The sequence below is a fragment of the Paenibacillus sp. SYP-B3998 genome (genome assembly GCF_010820665.1).
In the GTDB taxonomy this organism is placed as follows: domain Bacteria; phylum Bacillota; class Bacilli; order Paenibacillales; family NBRC-103111; genus Paenibacillus_E.
In genome coordinates, this window is the sequence record NZ_JAAIKC010000004.1 from 118132 (window position 1) to 133719 (window position 15588).

The 15588-nt window shown below is 46.3% G+C and carries 15 protein-coding genes; 11 read left to right on the forward strand and 4 right to left on the reverse strand.

The window, feature by feature from the left end; translation table 11 throughout:
• Positions 1-20: 20 nt before the first annotated feature.
• The 10 genes from GK047_RS13305 to GK047_RS13350 all read left to right on the forward strand — a co-directional run bounded on the left by GK047_RS13305 (position 21) and on the right by GK047_RS13350 (position 12304).
• The gene (locus GK047_RS13305; protein ID WP_163947088.1) at positions 21-2021 is read left to right on the forward strand and encodes an LTA synthase family protein; all 2001 of its coding nucleotides are present in this window, start codon (positions 21-23) and stop codon (positions 2019-2021) included.
• Between the two features lie 211 nt (positions 2022-2232).
• A complete protein-coding gene (locus GK047_RS13310) occupies positions 2233-3009 on the forward strand; it encodes an ABC transporter permease (protein ID WP_163947091.1) in 777 nt (258 codons plus the stop codon).
• On the forward strand, positions 3006-3797 hold the full coding sequence (locus tag GK047_RS13315) for an ABC transporter permease (protein ID WP_163947094.1): 792 nt from the start codon (positions 3006-3008) through the stop codon (positions 3795-3797). The genes GK047_RS13310 and GK047_RS13315 overlap by 4 nt, the downstream gene beginning before the upstream one ends.
• A 31-nt stretch (positions 3798-3828) precedes the next feature.
• Positions 3829-4800 (forward strand): ABC transporter ATP-binding protein, encoded by a 972-nt coding sequence (locus tag GK047_RS13320; protein WP_163947097.1) that lies wholly within the window; start codon positions 3829-3831, stop codon positions 4798-4800.
• 47 nt (positions 4801-4847) lie between these two features.
• The gene (gene helD / locus GK047_RS13325) at positions 4848-7139 is read left to right on the forward strand and encodes an RNA polymerase recycling motor HelD (protein WP_163947100.1); all 2292 of its coding nucleotides are present in this window, start codon (positions 4848-4850) and stop codon (positions 7137-7139) included.
• Positions 7140-7652: 513 nt separating this feature from the next.
• Positions 7653-8570, forward strand: coding sequence for a hypothetical protein (locus GK047_RS13330; protein ID WP_163947103.1), 918 nt, complete (start codon positions 7653-7655; stop codon positions 8568-8570).
• 87 nt (positions 8571-8657) lie between these two features.
• Positions 8658-9395: an ABC transporter ATP-binding protein gene (locus tag GK047_RS13335; RefSeq protein WP_163947105.1), complete on the forward strand. Its 738-nt coding sequence runs from the start codon at positions 8658-8660 to the stop codon at positions 9393-9395.
• Positions 9388-10137 carry an ABC transporter permease subunit gene (locus GK047_RS13340; protein ID WP_163947108.1) on the forward strand — a complete coding sequence of 250 codons (750 nt, stop codon included), beginning with the start codon at positions 9388-9390 and terminating at the stop codon, positions 10135-10137. Before GK047_RS13335 ends, GK047_RS13340 begins: the two co-directional genes overlap by 8 nt.
• A gap of 5 nt (positions 10138-10142) precedes the next feature.
• The gene (locus tag GK047_RS13345) at positions 10143-11618 is read left to right on the forward strand and encodes a sensor histidine kinase (protein ID WP_163947111.1); all 1476 of its coding nucleotides are present in this window, start codon (positions 10143-10145) and stop codon (positions 11616-11618) included.
• Positions 11615-12304: a response regulator transcription factor gene (locus tag GK047_RS13350; protein WP_163947114.1), complete on the forward strand. Its 690-nt coding sequence runs from the start codon at positions 11615-11617 to the stop codon at positions 12302-12304. The genes GK047_RS13345 and GK047_RS13350 overlap by 4 nt, the downstream gene beginning before the upstream one ends.
• A gap of 161 nt (positions 12305-12465) precedes the next feature.
• Here the strand turns inward: GK047_RS13350 and GK047_RS13355 are convergent, their stop codons facing one another.
• Positions 12466-12648: a hypothetical protein gene (locus GK047_RS13355; RefSeq protein ID WP_163947116.1), complete on the reverse strand. Its 183-nt coding sequence runs from the start codon at positions 12646-12648 to the stop codon at positions 12466-12468.
• A 233-nt stretch (positions 12649-12881) separates the two neighbouring features.
• On the opposite strand from GK047_RS13355, the gene GK047_RS13360 reads away from it, so the two are divergent.
• The gene (locus GK047_RS13360) at positions 12882-13565 is read left to right on the forward strand and encodes an MgtC/SapB family protein (protein ID WP_205516788.1); all 684 of its coding nucleotides are present in this window, start codon (positions 12882-12884) and stop codon (positions 13563-13565) included.
• A gap of 5 nt (positions 13566-13570) precedes the next feature.
• On the opposite strand, the gene GK047_RS13365 is transcribed toward GK047_RS13360, so the two are convergent.
• From GK047_RS13365 to GK047_RS13375, 3 genes are all read right to left on the reverse strand, one after another.
• The gene (locus tag GK047_RS13365; protein WP_163947121.1) at positions 13571-14257 is read right to left on the reverse strand and encodes a hypothetical protein; all 687 of its coding nucleotides are present in this window, start codon (positions 14255-14257) and stop codon (positions 13571-13573) included.
• 33 nt (positions 14258-14290) lie between these two features.
• Positions 14291-14743, reverse strand: a complete 453-nt coding sequence (locus GK047_RS13370; RefSeq protein ID WP_163947124.1) for a flavodoxin — start codon at positions 14741-14743, stop codon at positions 14291-14293.
• Positions 14744-14913: 170 nt separating this feature from the next.
• Positions 14914-15387, reverse strand: coding sequence for a hypothetical protein (locus tag GK047_RS13375; protein WP_163947127.1), 474 nt, complete (start codon positions 15385-15387; stop codon positions 14914-14916).
• Positions 15388-15588: the final 201 nt, after the last annotated feature.

The following is a 15588-nucleotide window of genomic DNA, read 5'->3' on the forward strand; positions in this document are numbered from 1 at the left end:
CTAGAGGAGAGTGATGGAACATGCACTTAGACCTGAAGCCCCGGAGCCATCGGATTTCGAAGATGAGACCAAACCGTCTGGGAGCGACGATTATTTATTTCTTTTTCCTAGTTTGTTTACCGATTTTGTCGGTAGTTGGAATAGAGTTTCTGGAACGCGGATCGTTTTACGACACGATACATTGGATTATATCCTATAAAGTATTGTTTTTACTAAACGTGGGTCTTACATTTTGTTTACTTGCATTGATTTACACAATTGTGGGATCACTGGCGATAGCTGGAGCCATCTCTACGATGCTTTTAGGCATAACGGCTCTGATTAGTTACATGAAAGTGAAAATGATTGGGGAGCCCTTCTTTCCGTGGGACATTTTGCTTAACAAGGAAAGTATGAATATTGCTTCACTGGTAACAGGAAAAGCTGCGCTTATAAGAATAGTGGGTATAGCAGCTGCTGTTATCTTAGTACTTGTCCTAAGGTGGGTGTTGCCGAGATTTAAGATGCCCATTGCTCCTCGCATCGTTCTAGGGTTATTTGCACTCTGCGTCTTATACGCATTTGGTATTAAAACGCCGCTGGTCGGTAAAATGATGGATCACTTTAACGTCAATGAAATTGTGTGGGATCAACAGGAGAACTATACGAATAATGGGCTTGCCCTGGCCTTCACCCTCAATGTGAAAAATTCCATCGTTCAAAAGCCGGAAACCTACAGCGATCAAGCGATTGCGGCTGTCGCAGCCAATATTCAAGAAGCGGGATTGAAGGTACCCATGGGGGCGAACTTGCTGGGCGGGAAGAAGCCGAACGTCATTTTCATTATGAGTGAAGCCTTTTGGGACCCTACTTTGCTGACAAATGTAACGTTCAGCGAGGATCCGCTGCCTACGATACATCGTTTGCAAAAAGAATCGACGTCAGGCTATCTGCTGTCTCCTCAATTCGGAGGCGGCACGAGCAATGTGGAGTTCGAGGTGCTAACGGGAAATTCGATGAGCTTCCTGCCCGGAGGGTCAATTCCTTACCAACAGTATGTGAGTAAGCCAGTTCCTAGCTTGGCGAGCTATTTCGCGGACCAGGGCTACAAGAGTATGGGAATCCACTCCTATGAGGGCTGGTTCTGGGATCGCAATTCGGTCTATAAGCAGCTTGGGTTCCAAACCTTTAAGAGCAGCGAGCATTTTCAGAATCCTGAGGTGAAAGGTTACTTTATCTCCGATGCTGAAGTGTCTCGCAGTATCATTAAAGAGGTAGACAATACTGACAATCCCATGTTTATTTATACGGTCACGATGCAAAATCATGGACCTTACGATGATCCTCGATACGGCGAGAATGCAATCGAAGTGCAAGGTAATTTGACGCCACAAGCTAAATCAATCTTAGAGACGTACACGCAGGGCGCTCATGATGCGGATCAAAGCTTGCAAATGCTGATTGATCATTATAAGAACTCTAGTGAACCGACAATGATTGTGTTCTACGGCGACCATCTGCCGATGCTTGGACTCGACTACCAAGTGTATGCTGAATCAGGATTCATTCATACAGGCAATGCCAATGAGTGGTCGTTGGAAGAAGTGAAAAAGATGCATAGCATCCCAATGGTCATGTGGTCGAACTTTGATATGCCGAAGCAGCAAATTCCGCTGTTGAGTGACTCTTTTCTTGGGTCGCATGTGCTGGATATGCTGCATATGGAGAAACCGGCTAACTTCGCCCTGAATGCTCAAATCGCGGCTAAAGTGCCGGGTCTTCTGAGTAATCTAGTCGTCGACAGCAACGAGGAGCTCCATAAGGAGGCTCCCGAAGCTACGAAGGCACTTCTAAATGACTATCGCAATGTGCAATATGATTTGCTTTTCGGCAAACAGTACATGGCCTCTCACATTGACCATGACTATTTGACGAAGACGGCGCAGGCTGGTTATAACGCCGAATTCAGCGAGCAGAACACCTCACGCGCTGCGGAGGAGAGCGGAAGTTCTTCCGCAGCGAAGCCTGTAAGCGCGCAGTAAGGCATGCCGAAAGGGACGATTCCAAAGTCATGAAATGACGAAGGAATTGTCCTTTTTTCTCGTGTTTTTTCATGGGTACGGGTGGGTTAGTAAAAAAACATTGCCAACAACAGGAGGATTTTGGTAATATAGATTTCCTCTCTCTACGCGGCGGCTGCAACAATCAGCTAGGTTGATGACGAACATGTTCGGACAAAACAGGAGGTGTGATATGCTTTTTGCAGTTTTGGCGCGTAAGGCGTACGCCAGGAACTTGCAGTATCGCGGAGCGCATTTGCTGCACAATGTGGTAAGCGCTGCGTTTGGTTTCATTTACATTAGCATCTGGACAGGGCTAGGCGGCGACACCTCCCTCGGGGATTACGGACAGAAGGGCATCGTAAGCTACATCGCTTTTAATCAAGCCATTCTCTGGATTACCTTATTCACCACGAATGGTCTTGGACTTGAGCAGTCGGTTCGCTCCGGACATATTGCGGTTGACTTGATGCGACCCGTTCACTTGTTTTACCAGGCAATGAGCAGGGAATGGGGGCAGGTTGCCTACCAAATTCTTTACAAGTTTCTACCGATCTACATCCTCTACTTCTTTATCTTCTCTTTAAAGCTTCCGAATCAAGCTTCTGTATATGGCTGGACAGCAATAGCTCTTGTGTTGGCGGCTTATATCTCCATTTGTACGAACTACTTAATTGGCGTGGCAGCGTTATGGACAACGGAATCCAAATGGTTCTACTGGGTAAATTATGCGCTAAGCATGCTGTTATCCGGTTTTTTTATCCCTTTGGAGTGGTTGCCTGGTTGGCTGCGTACGCTCAGCTTTTGGTCACCTTACCCATATCTGCTCTACTATCCCACACGTATCTACATGCAGCTTGAACAGGGAACGGTTGTACTCGGCGCTTTTCTTTGGTGCGTTGGGTTTACTTGTGTCTGTCTGGCGGTTACGCACAGGGTGCGCACAAAGCTGGAGGTGCAGGGAGGATGACGATGATCAGGTTGTACATCCTGCTGATTAAAGCAAGTTTACGAAGCAGGATGCAGTACAAATTTAATTTCTTATTTTCCACCCTAATGGCGGGGATGGTGCATGCATCAGAGTTTCTAATGGTGGCGTTAGTCTTGATGCGATTCGGAAACATTCAGGGCTGGACACTCTACGAGGTTTGCTACTTGTATGGAGTCATGATGATGTCCAAAGCGATCTATCGCTCTTTGGCTTCTGATGTGCATCACTTGGAAAAGTATTTGGTCACGGGTGATCTGGATCCCTTATTGACCCGTCCGATCCCCGTGCTGCTCGCACTGATGACGCAAAATAATCGTATTTTATTCGCCGAAATCGCACAGGGTATTTTTCTGCTAGCTATTTCCGTGCATGCCTTGATGGCGGCAGGTCAGATTGACTGGTCGGTTATCCCGCTCACCTTGCTTATTATAGGCACTGGGACGATTGTGTTATTTGCGATTGGTCTGGCTACCGCAGCAGCGGGCTTTTGGTTAACGCGTATAGAAGCGCTCCAAAACATGACCGAGGATGCTTCGCAAACGGCTGCTCGCTACCCCCTTTCACTGTATCCAAAATGGCTGCAAGGCGCGCTTTTAGTGCTAATTCCTGTTGGGTTTGTTAATTACATACCGACCTTGTATTTACTTCATCATCAAGGGGGCATTGGCATGCTCCTCGGGACTGTAATCGTTGCAGCAGCTGCGTTGCTATTGGCTATGCGCTTCTGGAGGCTGGGATTATCCCGTTATCAAAGCACAGGTAGTTGACCGATATCCCGCAAAAGATAGGAGCGATAGAATGATAACCGTCCGTCATTTACGCAAAACATTTCAAACGCCAGTTATTCAAGAAGGTAGATTTTCCGCGATTCGCACTTTGCTATCGAGGGCGTACAAAGAAAAGGTAGCTGTAAGCGATGTGAGCTTCACAATTGAACCAGGTGAGTTTGTCGGGTATATTGGACCTAATGGAGCGGGTAAATCAACGACCATCAAGATGCTGACAGGCATCCTCCATCCAACATCTGGCGAGGTGCTCATCCATGGACTCAGCCCGCAAAAACACCGAAGACGCGTCGTTCAGCAGCTGGGTGTCGTATTCGGACAAAGAAGCCAGCTGTGGTGGGACTTGCCAGTCAAAGATTCCTATGAAATTCTAGCTGCAATGTATCGGGTCGATGAAGCGTCTGCACGCCGCAGGCTGGGGGAACTTACGGAACTTTTGGAATTAAATGAGTTTCTAGATACACCCGTGCGCAAGCTATCCCTTGGGCAGCGGATGCGTGCAGATTTGGCGGCAGCTATGCTGCATGATCCGGACATCTTGTTTCTCGATGAGCCAACAATTGGGCTTGATGTGGTTGCAAAGCGTAATATTCGCGGCTTTCTGAAGGCTTTGAATAAGGATTTCGGCAAGACGATTCTGCTAACCACGCATGATATGGACGATATCGAACAGCTGTGTGAACGCGTTATCGTTATCAACCATGGACAAATTGGTTACGACGGCTCGATTAACGAGCTGCGCGACCGAATCGGACTTCCAACGATGATGAAGATCGTCTTCCGTGGGCCTTATCAAGTACCTGAACATTGGGAGCTTCCGTTCCGTATCATGCAGCAACAACCGAACGAGCTAACGCTTGCCTGTAACCGCCGAGAGCTGAAAGCGATGGATGTGCTGCGAGTTGTAAGTGGTTGGGGTGACATGGATGATGTTCATATGGAAGAACCAGAGTTTGAAGAAGTGATTCATGGGGTATATAAATAGCTATGTAAATCAGCATGCACGTCCCCGATGAGAGGAGATAGATCAACATGCCTATCGAAAAAGAAGAGCGTGAACACGAAGCGGATCGGGTTAGCTCAGTCCGAGCAAGCATCAAGCAGCGTATTGGTGAACTAAGCCAAATCGTAGATGATCGACGCTCGGAGGTAACAGCAATTGGCCGGAGCTTCTGGGATGATATTTCCGTAAATGCAGATAACGCCGACGATATTATAGAGACGGCTGCCAGTATGGCGCAGCAGGAGCATGTGCTGCTAGGACAAGAGCGAAGCTTCCGCGTAGCGCAGGATGCGTTGCGTAAGCTGCAGCGCGTGGTGGACACGCCTTATTTTAGCCGAATCGATTTCCGGGAGCGGGGCGAGAATGATCGTGAGAAAATCTATATTGGCCTCACTTCTTTCATAGACTCGAAGAGTGATGAAATTCTTATTTATGATTGGCGTGCGCCAATCGCCAGTCTCTTTTACGATTATCCGCCTGGCCCTGCAACCTACGTAACACCGGAGATGGACGTCAGCGGGGAATTGCTGCTGAAACGGCAGTATATCATTAAAGCCGGGGCGCTGCAGGATGTATTCGACACGGGGATCAGCATTGGAGACGAGATGCTTCAGCAGATGCTCAGTCGAAGCGCTGATGAGAAGATGCAAAGCATCGTCACGACGATCCAGCGGGAGCAGAACCAGATCATCCGCGATGATCGGCATAAGGTTCTCGTTGTGCAAGGAGCAGCCGGCAGCGGTAAAACGTCCGTGGCGCTGCAACGGATTGCTTATCTCTTGTACAAATATCGGACGACATTGAGCGCGGATAATATGATTCTTTTCTCGCCTAACTCCCTATTCAGCGACTATGTGTCGCACGTATTGCCTGAGCTAGGCGAAACGAATATGCAGCAGACGACGTTTCAAGACTATTTGATTCATAAATTAAGCGGGACTGGGCTAACCGTTGAAGATCCTTATGACCAGTTAGAATTCGTTCTAACGGGCACCGAAGATGACCTCGTTTATGCTGCCCGCCTGCAAGGCATTCATTACAAAGCATCAGCAGCCTTCTTGCAAGTCATAGAAGCATATGGCGAGAAGTTGAAAACGGATGGTCTCCGCTTCCGTGATTTCACGGTTGGCAAGAAGGTGCTGATTACAGCCGATGAGCTCAGTGAACGATTCTATGGCAGATCTTCGACGCAATCCATTGGTGACCGAATGGAGCACCTTACGGAGTGGATTTTGAGTAGGCTGGATGACATACAATCCGATGTGCAGCAGCGCTTCTACCGCAAAATGGTACGTGAACCTAAGTACATAGGCACGGAACAAGAGATGAAGCGAATGAGCAAAGGCAAAGCCTACAAGGCTATAGAGCCGCTCAAAGAGCAGGCGCGGAGCCTGGCTTATCTCGATGCGCTTGGGATGTATAGTGAGCTCTTTGCACAGACAACGCTGCATCAAGAGCTTGCGGATAGTTCGGGGCAAACACTTCCTGATGCCTGGGACACGATTCGTACTTTTACGGTTGAAGCGCTTGAGCAAGGCAAGATTCTTTATGAAGACGCGACACCGTTGGTCTATTTGAAAGGTTTGGTAGAGGGTCAGCTTCGTGTAGGTACGATTCGGTATGTGGTTGTGGATGAAGCGCAGGATTATTCACCGTTTCATTATGCTTACTTGAAAAAGCTGTTTCCGCGTGCGCGTTTCACCTTGCTAGGGGACTGGAATCAAGGTATCTTCACGCATGCGAATGTGGGCAGCAGCTTGGAAAAAAACGGTGAATATGCTTCCATTAGCGAGCTGATGAAAGAGGACGAGACGGAGACGATTCGTCTCGTGAAGAGCTACCGCTCGACGACTGAGATCGTCGAGTTCGCGAGCCAGGTGCTGCCTGATGGCGAGCCAATCGAGCCTTTCAGCCGCAGTGGCGAGCCCCCGCGTCTAGCACGCGCGGCCGACGAGGCCGAGCTTATCCGCCTCGTTGCGGCGGCTGTGCGTAAGCGCCGCGACGGCGGAGCTAGCTCCGTCGCGATTCTGTGCAAAACCGAGCGCGAGACGAAGCGCGCGCACGCACAGCTGCAAGCGCTGCTGCCAGGGCTGCAACGCATCACTAAAAACACGCAGCACTACGAGGCTGGCGTGATGATTATGCCCGCGTACCTCGCCAAAGGGCTTGAGTTCGACGCTGTAGTCCTTTACGACGCGAGCTCGGCTGTCTACGCCGAGGCCAAGGAGCGCAAGCTATTTTACACAGCTTGCACCCGTGCGCAGCATCACCTAGATGTATGTTATCTAGGCGCTCTGACACCTTTTATCCCGATGAAATAGACAGAAGTCCATACCTAACTGCCCTTATCTTCATAAGATGAATCATGCAATCACATAGATGAGTTTCGAAGGGCAGAGGGGAGGAATAACCATGTCTCACGTTGGATATACTAGCACAGCTGTTATTCTGGTTCTTTACATTCTGTTAGTCATCATTCTGGCAACATTCTAATTATAGAAGGTACCATCATGAGGCCGTTTCCCACCTTTTTAAGTGGGGAGCGGTCTCTTTGTGCTTGAGATTCCCTTTAATGGTTGCTAGGGAGGGTGGTTGCCCCCTATCCAGTGGCCATCCGGCTCACGTCCAGCGTTGAGGCTGGCTAGGTGAGCTGATTAGAAAGACGTTTTTGCCTTCAAAGGAGGGGCTCCGTCAGTTAATAATTATTTAAGAATTGTTTTAGGCGCGGTTTAGAAGTGATTAAGAGGGAGTTAAGGCTGGCGAGATAAGATGAATACATGGAAGCGAGGAACGCATCCAAATAGAGAGAGCGTAAGCTTACGGAGGAAAAAGATATGAATAAGAAGTTAGCAATGATGGGATTAGGTGTGGCAGTCGGCAGTATGATGCTAGTAACGTCGGTATATGCAGGTGTAGGGGATGCCCCCGGATATGAGACATTTAAGTCGGCTTTCAAACAGACAGCTGCAGTGGAAAATGTAACTCGTCAGGTGAACGTTTCCCTACAAGACAACGGGGTATCTCTCCTCAATGTAAAGTCAACGATTAAAAGTGATCAATCCGGTCGTGCTGGCAGCGCAGAAGTGAAAGTGAAAAACGGAAAGGAAGAGCAAACCATTCATTTCTACAGTCAAGATGGCAAGCAGATCGTGAAAACAGCGGATTCAGATGTATATAAAGTAATTGAAGCTCAACCAGGGAACGGCAAGTTCAAAGCATTGGAAGGCGCGAATCATACCCCTGATCCAGCGACGATTCAAGAGGTTGAGAATGTGGTCGACGCCCTGGTCGGCAATTTGAAGAATTACGTGACGATGGACCAAAAGTCGGGTAAGGGTAAGGAAATTCATTTCAAATTGTCAGGCAGCCAGATATCTCCGGTTGTAAATACCATCGGATCACTGATTATTAAGCATGGGACCCAAGAGAACGGGCAACGTCCGATTCCTGCGAAAGCAGATACACTTGGCGTCGATGTGAGCACATTGAAAAACAGTCTTCCACAGCTGGCTAACGACATCAAAATGGATGCGGTAGAAGTGAATGCTACCATAGATGGAGATAACCATATTACGAATCAAACAGCGCAAATCCATATCTCCGGCAAGGACGTGCAAGGCGTGAATCATGATGTTGTGCTGAGCGTAGACATGACGCTTTCCAGTTTGAACAGTACGACGCCTGATACGGTAGATTTAAACGGGAAGAAAGTTGAGAATGTGAAGTTCGACCAACAGTCCCGCAAGCACTAAAAATTTTAACAAAAACTAGAAAGATAAGGGAGGCGAAATGGTCACCATTTCACCTCTTTACTTGTTCAATTGAAAGGTGGCAGGGTTATGAATCCTGTAGTAGAAATTAAGCAGCTGACGAAGATTTTTAAAAACTTGCGGGGTATTCACAATGTGCAGATGACTGTTCAGCAAGGCGATATTTATGGCTTCTTCGGTCCGAATGGCGCTGGTAAGACGACAGTTATGAAGATAATGACTGGTCTTAGCAAAGCGCAGCAAGGGGAGGCTAAGCTTTTCGGTTACAACGTCACAACTCATTATGAGCAAGCCATGGCTAAGGTAGGCGTGTTAATTGAAACAGCAGAGGCTTACACCTATATGAGTGGCAGACGAAATCTAGAGCTAGTCGCGCGTTTCTATCCCGGCATAAGCAAGCAACGAATTGATGAAGTGCTGGACATCGTAGACCTGACTCCTTTTCAACATGAAAAGGTGGCTGGATACTCGCTGGGCATGAAGCAGCGACTCGGTTTGGCCTCAGCGATGCTATCGAAGCCTGAATTGCTAATCCTTGATGAGCCTACGAATGGTCTGGATATCGAGGGGATGGTACACATTCGCGAAATCATTCTGCGGCTTGCCCGTGAAGAGCGCATCACATTCCTGATCTCTAGCCATCTCATTCATGAGATGGAGCTGATGTGCAATCGAATGGGCATCATCCACCAAGGACGTCTCATCCGAGAGGGATTAGTGTCGGAGCTCATGCAGGGAACCGAATCGCTGGAACAAGCATATTTGCGCGAAATCGAAGGAGTCAGGAGGTTAGCTGCTCATGCATAGCTTAACTGCTAACATATGGAATGAAACAATCAAAATCGCGTCCAAGAAAAAGACGCTCTTTTTCCTAGCCGTTACTATGCTTCTACCCGTTGTAGCGGGTGTACTCTTAGCGCGCTTTCAAAGCGGTATCGGCATCGGCGCCATCAACTCACAAGACTTTCCTATTATTATGTTAAGTTTATTTACGACTATTTTTCTGCCCTTGTTCGTATTCATGGGCGCTGCAGATGTGTTCTCAGGAGAGATGGGCGATCGTACAATGAAAATCACGTTGACGAGGCCGATTACCCGATTCAAAGTGTTCGCCTCCAAACAAATCGCTTTGGGTATCTACATTGTCTTGTACTTACTAGCGGGTTTGTTGGCTGCAACCTTTTCAGCGCTGTTTTTTCAGAATTTTGGTGGATTTAGCGCCGTAACGAATTGGCTGCTAGCTTACGGTGCGGCTTTTGTTCCATTACTTGCACTGAGCGTCGTGGCGGTTTGCTTGGCGCAATTCTTCTCAAGCAGCAGTTCGGCATTGACCGTGAGTATCCTCTTATATTTGGCTTTCAAGGTGGCGGCATTCTTCATACCGCCAATCGCTACGTATTCACCTACAGCCTATATGGATTGGCATATGCTGTGGATCGGAAGCTCCTTGGCCATTGGCAAAATTGTCAGCATCTTTATGTTTTTGGCTGCATGTAGTATATTGTTTTTTACAGTGGGATTCTATTTTTTTGACAAAAAGGAGATTTGATCCAGATGTCGATTCGTTTACGGCTGGTGCTTTCTTATGTAGCCATGCTGCTTGTGCCGCTTGTGCTTTCCGTGCTAGCCGTGATCTTAATCAGCATCGCGACGCTAGGCAATTTGAAATCTGTGTTTCAGGTTGATTTCTCCCAAGGCAATCCGATCAAACGCGTAGTTGATCAGGAGCTTGAAATTGTCGCCTATATGAAGGCGAAAGCGGAGGTTGAGCCGGATATTTTTCTCGAGGAGTCCTTTGTTAGGGACTTAGAGGAGAGGCTTCATAAAATTAATATGGGGCTCATTATTCGCAAAGACAGAGAAATTACGTACGTCTCGCCTTATTTGAAGCAGGCAGAGGCAGGAGATACATCCAAATTGCCAAACTTCGGAACCTCATCTGGTAAATTCCAGAGGAATCAGGGTTCGTTGTGGATAACTCGTCAGCAGGATTTCATATTTTCGGATAAGAGTAAAGGCTCTGTGTTCATTTTCCTTGATGGCAGCACGTTTCAGAAGTACTTGCATCAATTTTCGAAATCCGTTATTTTTACTTTCATTGCCATTCTTGTTGTGACCAACGGAGTGCTTACTTACTTCGTCTCACGCAGCATTATCCGACCGCTTAGAGCGCTTAAACGGGCTACTGAAGAAATTAAAGATGGTAATCTTGATTTCGAAGTGGTACCTCAATCAGATGATGAAATTGGGGAATTAAGCATTGCATTCGAAGAAATGCGGCGCAAGCTCAAGCAATCGGTGGAGATTCAGCTGCAATATGAGGAAAATCGTAAAGAATTGATCTCAAACATTTCCCACGACTTAAAGACGCCAGTGACAGCCATTAAGGGGTACGTGGAGGGCATCATGGATGGTGTTACGAACTCGCCTGATAAACTGGATCGCTATGTTCGAACGATTTATAACAAGGCGGCTGATTTGGACCGATTAATTGATGAGTTATTTCTTTTCTCCAAGCTGGATCTTGGTAAAGTGCCGTTCCAATTCGAAGCGGTCGATATCGGCCAGTATGTGCTGGATTGTGCGCAGGAGCTGCAGTTCGATATGGAGAAGAAGGGTGTCCATTTCGTGCTGAATGAGCTGCCGCAAACGCCTCTTTTCGTTACTGCGGATCGTGAGAAGCTCAAGCGCGTCCTACTGAACGTTATTGAAAATGCAATGAAATATAGCGATGAAACGAACTGTGCCATTCGCTTAGAAGTGAAAGAATTTGACGGCAATGCCGTCATTCAAATAGAAGACAATGGTCAAGGCATCTCCGAAGAGGCGCTGCCGCATATCTTTGACCGATTTTATCGGGCCGACCCCTCGCGAAACACCTCTACCGGAGGGAGTGGATTAGGGTTAGCTATTGCTAAACAGATCGTCCAAGAACATGGCGGAAGAATCGGTGCGACGAGTCGTATTGGTGAGGGAACGACCGTGTATATGGTATTGCCACTAACCAAACAGGAGGAACATGCACAATGAGCCGCATCTTGATTATTGAAGACGAACGAAGCATCGCCGAGCTGGAACGAGATTATTTGGAGATCAACGGGTATGAGGTAGATATTGAGAATAGTGGTGACAAAGGGCTCCAGAGCGCAATGAGCATCAACTACGATCTAGTCATTCTCGATTTGATGCTGCCCAAGGTGGACGGTTTCGAAATATGCCGTAGAATCCGTAGCGAGAAGGATATTCCTATTCTCATGGTCTCCGCCAAAAAGGAAGATATTGATAAAATTCGTGGTCTTGGCCTCGGCGCTGACGACTACATGATTAAGCCTTTTAGTCCAGGGGAGCTTGTGGCGAGAGTGAAAGCTCATCTGGCACGTTACGATAGGCTGATGGGTAAACGTGAGGCCAAAAATGATGAAGTCCGCATTCGCGGTCTCATGATTGATAAAACGGCTCGCCGTGTTTTCGTGAATGAGAAAGAAGTTGTGTTCACAACCAAAGAATTTGATCTACTTACCTATCTCGCCATGAATCCGAATCGTGTGTTTAGCAAGGATCAGCTGTTCGACCATCTATGGGGAATGGATTCCATAGGAGAAATAGCAACCGTAACGGTTCATATTCGCAAGCTGCGGGAAAAGATAGAACAGGATCCATCGAACCCACAATATATTGAGACGATTTGGGGAGCGGGATACCGCTTCCGTATCTAAAAAAAGCCTGAAATGAGCGTCGGCGCATTTCAGGCTTTTTTTGCTCAGCTCAGTTGGTCATATCCAAATTTGAGAATTACTGTTTTTTCTTAGAAATCCGCGCACTTTTGAATAGTCCGTAGTTTTTCTGCATATCTTCTATTTTAGTTTGTTACTCGTTTTTACGTTGTCCCACGTTCAATGATGTCATCGAGTTCTGAGCTGTGCTCGTTAGCGGCAGCAATGATCGCTTGATCCGTCTTATTGCTTCCCTGTATTTGCTCTGCCGCTTGCGCCTGATTGTTCAACTGTTCCTCTACTTGGCCGATCCCATGCGCTCCTTGATGCCCCCTGCTTGTTGTCATAGTTAGAAGCAGCTCCTTTACATTTTTTTGAAAAAGGTTAGAACGAACTATACTATACTCGAATTCGGGGGTATTTATACGTTTCTTGTGTTGTCATCTATCATAACGTTAATTGACGGGTGGTCATTTACAAAATCGTAATGTTAATATATTGTAAATGTTATTTACATGTCATGCACTTCATGATTATTCAGTGACTTATAAGGTTGCTAGGTTGGGGGAAAACTCAGATGATGGTAAGCGTAGACGTTCACATTTTAATTAAATTAGGGCTTTCGGCTATATTCGGCTTAATTATTGGCCTGGAACGCGAAATTAGGAATAAGCCCCTAGGCTTAAAAACTTCTTTGGTCATTTGCTTAAGCAGCTGTTTGTTGACCATTGTGTCCATAGAGTCTGCTAATAAGTATGCCGTCGCGGGTTTACATGTCATGGATCCCATGCGGCTTGCTGCCCAAGTGGTCAGTGGAATCGGTTTTCTTGGAGCTGGAGTTATCCTCAGGAAGCATAACGATGTGATTATAGGACTTACGACTGCTGCTATGATTTGGGGAGCGGCGGGACTTGGCATTGCAGTTGGGGCAGGCTTTTTCGTGGAAGCATTTTTCGGACTTGTCTTGATCATGATTAGTGTTGTTGTACTGCCTTATTTCATCAAAAAGGTAGGGCCTAAGCCGTTAATAATGAAAGATTTGCGTGTTAGGCTTATCGTTTCCCATGACGCGAATTTAACAACAATCATTAAATTGATTATTGCCAAAGGCTATAAGATGAAAAGCGTTCATATCAAAGAGTTAAACAGTGAGCATCAGGAACTGAATTTCATCGTATTTATTGATCGTAAGTACGCATCCGAAGTGTATGATGAGCTGAAGAGTATGGATCACGTTGAAATCGCTGAGGTGGAAACGCTCTAGACGCGTTAGTTCAATGGTAGTTGCTGATGTTCATGTTCGGAAAGGTAGCTTTTAATTAACCGAATGTAGTCGTAGGAAGCTTCTATTTCCTCCAAGCGAGGATAATGTATATGTTTTTTGCCGCTGATCACCGAGTAGATTTCGATCCGCTCGGGCAGCTTGGCAAAAGCGTTCCAACAAAAAACGGCAGCCATGTGAGTAAAAGATGAGATAAGCGATTCTTGGTCTTCAACGATAAACTTTTGAATGATGAGCGAGGAAGCTTTTGAATCAGATATTCGGCTTAACGCTACTTGAAAAATGATCGACATTTCGACATCAAGCGAAGCAATCTCTGCGTTACATTTTTCGAATAAGAGGATCGGATTGTCGCTTAGCTGCATCTGCTTTACATATTGGGTTAAATGACGAATGACAAGCTGTTTGCAGGAGATGAAATGCTCAGCGGATTGGAATTTGTAATGTCGATTCGTCCAACGCTTCTCGACCAAGGTCGCAATGCGATCGGTTGTACGCTGCTCTACGGACAAGGTGTAGAGGTCATTAATGACATGACTTACCGTATATTGAACCAACTGACTCCAATGAACATTCGTTTCCGTGTGCTCTGCCTTATTTGCACAGTCATGTTGTGCACGGCTTACCATCCGTGCCTCCAGTTTGTAATCCTCAATTAACCTGATTGCAGACAAGCGTACTGCTCCTTTCCGATCCACGATATATGATTAGTTCAATGCGCCTAGTGAAGCTGCAAACTTCTTGCCAAACTCCACGCAAAATTGCTTCTCTTCTTTGGACGGGTTCAACTCAATTTTCAAGCCATCCAACACCTTTTCCGCGCCAAGTGCTGCAAGCTTCGTTTCTAGTGTGTCAACAGCTGCTCCATATTGGGCATAAGAAGAGTCAGCAGAGCCAAACACAGCAGATTTGCGTCCTTGCAAGTTGAGGTCATCCATTTCCTCGTAAAAATCTTCGAATTCGTCAGGCAGATCACCGTCGCCCCAAGTGTATGCACCCAAAAGAATGCCATCATACTTTTCTAATTCTTGACCATTTGCGTCCATAACCGATTTGAAAACGGGCTCGATGCCTGCTTCTCTAACACCATCCGCAATGGCTTCCGCGATTTCTTCGGTATTTCCCGTCATACTTGCAAATACAATAATAATTTTTGACACCGGAATCCCTCCATGGTTGTATATAAGTTTTTAAATTCCCAACTATAATGATTACCATCATCATATTATGTGATAATGATTATCATTGTCAATATTGAAATTAAAAAAAGACCCGTCATCTCCTTAGGAGCGGCAGGTCTAAGTAGGCAAGTGTTGAACTCAGAGCTTAATTAGGTTTTACTTTTCTTTTTGGTAAATGCGGTAAACTCAATGTCTTTGTTGAATGCGTAGCGATTTTCCTCTCGGGAAGTTTTGAAAATGCTCTCTTGCCAGAGCTGATAGACATAAAGGATGAGGGCCATGGCTGTCGTAATGAGCAGCAATTGCCACTTTTCTAGATAGACAGGCTTGTAGAAATTGATTCGTTCAAACCATCTGCCAAGAGGGAAAATAAGTATCGCATCAATCAGGAGATTCGTAAGAAAGTAGAACCAAAACTTGCCGAAAGTAAACCGGAAAATCCACATCGTACCCACGGCAAATATGCCGTAAACAAAGGAAATATTCGTAATATATCCCCAAGGTATGATTGAGACAGTGATCTCGAACCAGTGAAGAGAATAGCCAATTTCATCTAGAATTGTAACCAGAAGAGCTGCCAGTATCGTTACCGGCATATACCGTTTAATCATTGTTTTTTTCATAGCGAAAAGAGTGAGCCAGGGTAAGAATAAAGCGGCCCATAGCATGATTTGTATCATCATATATGAATTCTCTAATCATTGGTTTTTTTTAGTATTTCCTCGTTTATAAAAAAATTGCGAAAAAAAGGATTTTACTTTGTCGGGGATTCGACATCGTCATATTTTTTTCAGAATAGGCTTGCTAGAAATACTTCGTTGTAA

Coding starts and splice junctions, on each gene's coding strand:
- GK047_RS13320 (WP_163947097.1), top strand. CDS start 3,829: ATGATAACCGTCCGTCATTTACGCAAAACATTTCAAACGCCAGTTATT.
- GK047_RS13345 (WP_163947111.1), top strand. CDS start 10,143: ATGTCGATTCGTTTACGGCTGGTGCTTTCTTATGTAGCCATGCTGCTT.
- GK047_RS13305 (WP_163947088.1), top strand. CDS start 21: ATGCACTTAGACCTGAAGCCCCGGAGCCATCGGATTTCGAAGATGAGA.
- GK047_RS13335 (WP_163947105.1), top strand. CDS start 8,658: ATGAATCCTGTAGTAGAAATTAAGCAGCTGACGAAGATTTTTAAAAAC.
- GK047_RS13340 (WP_163947108.1), top strand. CDS start 9,388: ATGCATAGCTTAACTGCTAACATATGGAATGAAACAATCAAAATCGCG.
- GK047_RS13350 (WP_163947114.1), top strand. CDS start 11,615: ATGAGCCGCATCTTGATTATTGAAGACGAACGAAGCATCGCCGAGCTG.
- GK047_RS13310 (WP_163947091.1), top strand. CDS start 2,233: ATGCTTTTTGCAGTTTTGGCGCGTAAGGCGTACGCCAGGAACTTGCAG.
- GK047_RS13375 (WP_163947127.1), bottom strand. CDS start 15,387: ATGAAAAAAACAATGATTAAACGGTATATGCCGGTAACGATACTGGCA.
- GK047_RS13355 (WP_163947116.1), bottom strand. CDS start 12,648: ATGACAACAAGCAGGGGGCATCAAGGAGCGCATGGGATCGGCCAAGTA.
- GK047_RS13315 (WP_163947094.1), top strand. CDS start 3,006: ATGACGATGATCAGGTTGTACATCCTGCTGATTAAAGCAAGTTTACGA.
- helD (WP_163947100.1), top strand. CDS start 4,848: ATGCCTATCGAAAAAGAAGAGCGTGAACACGAAGCGGATCGGGTTAGC.
- GK047_RS13360 (WP_205516788.1), top strand. CDS start 12,882: ATGGTAAGCGTAGACGTTCACATTTTAATTAAATTAGGGCTTTCGGCT.
- GK047_RS13330 (WP_163947103.1), top strand. CDS start 7,653: ATGAATAAGAAGTTAGCAATGATGGGATTAGGTGTGGCAGTCGGCAGT.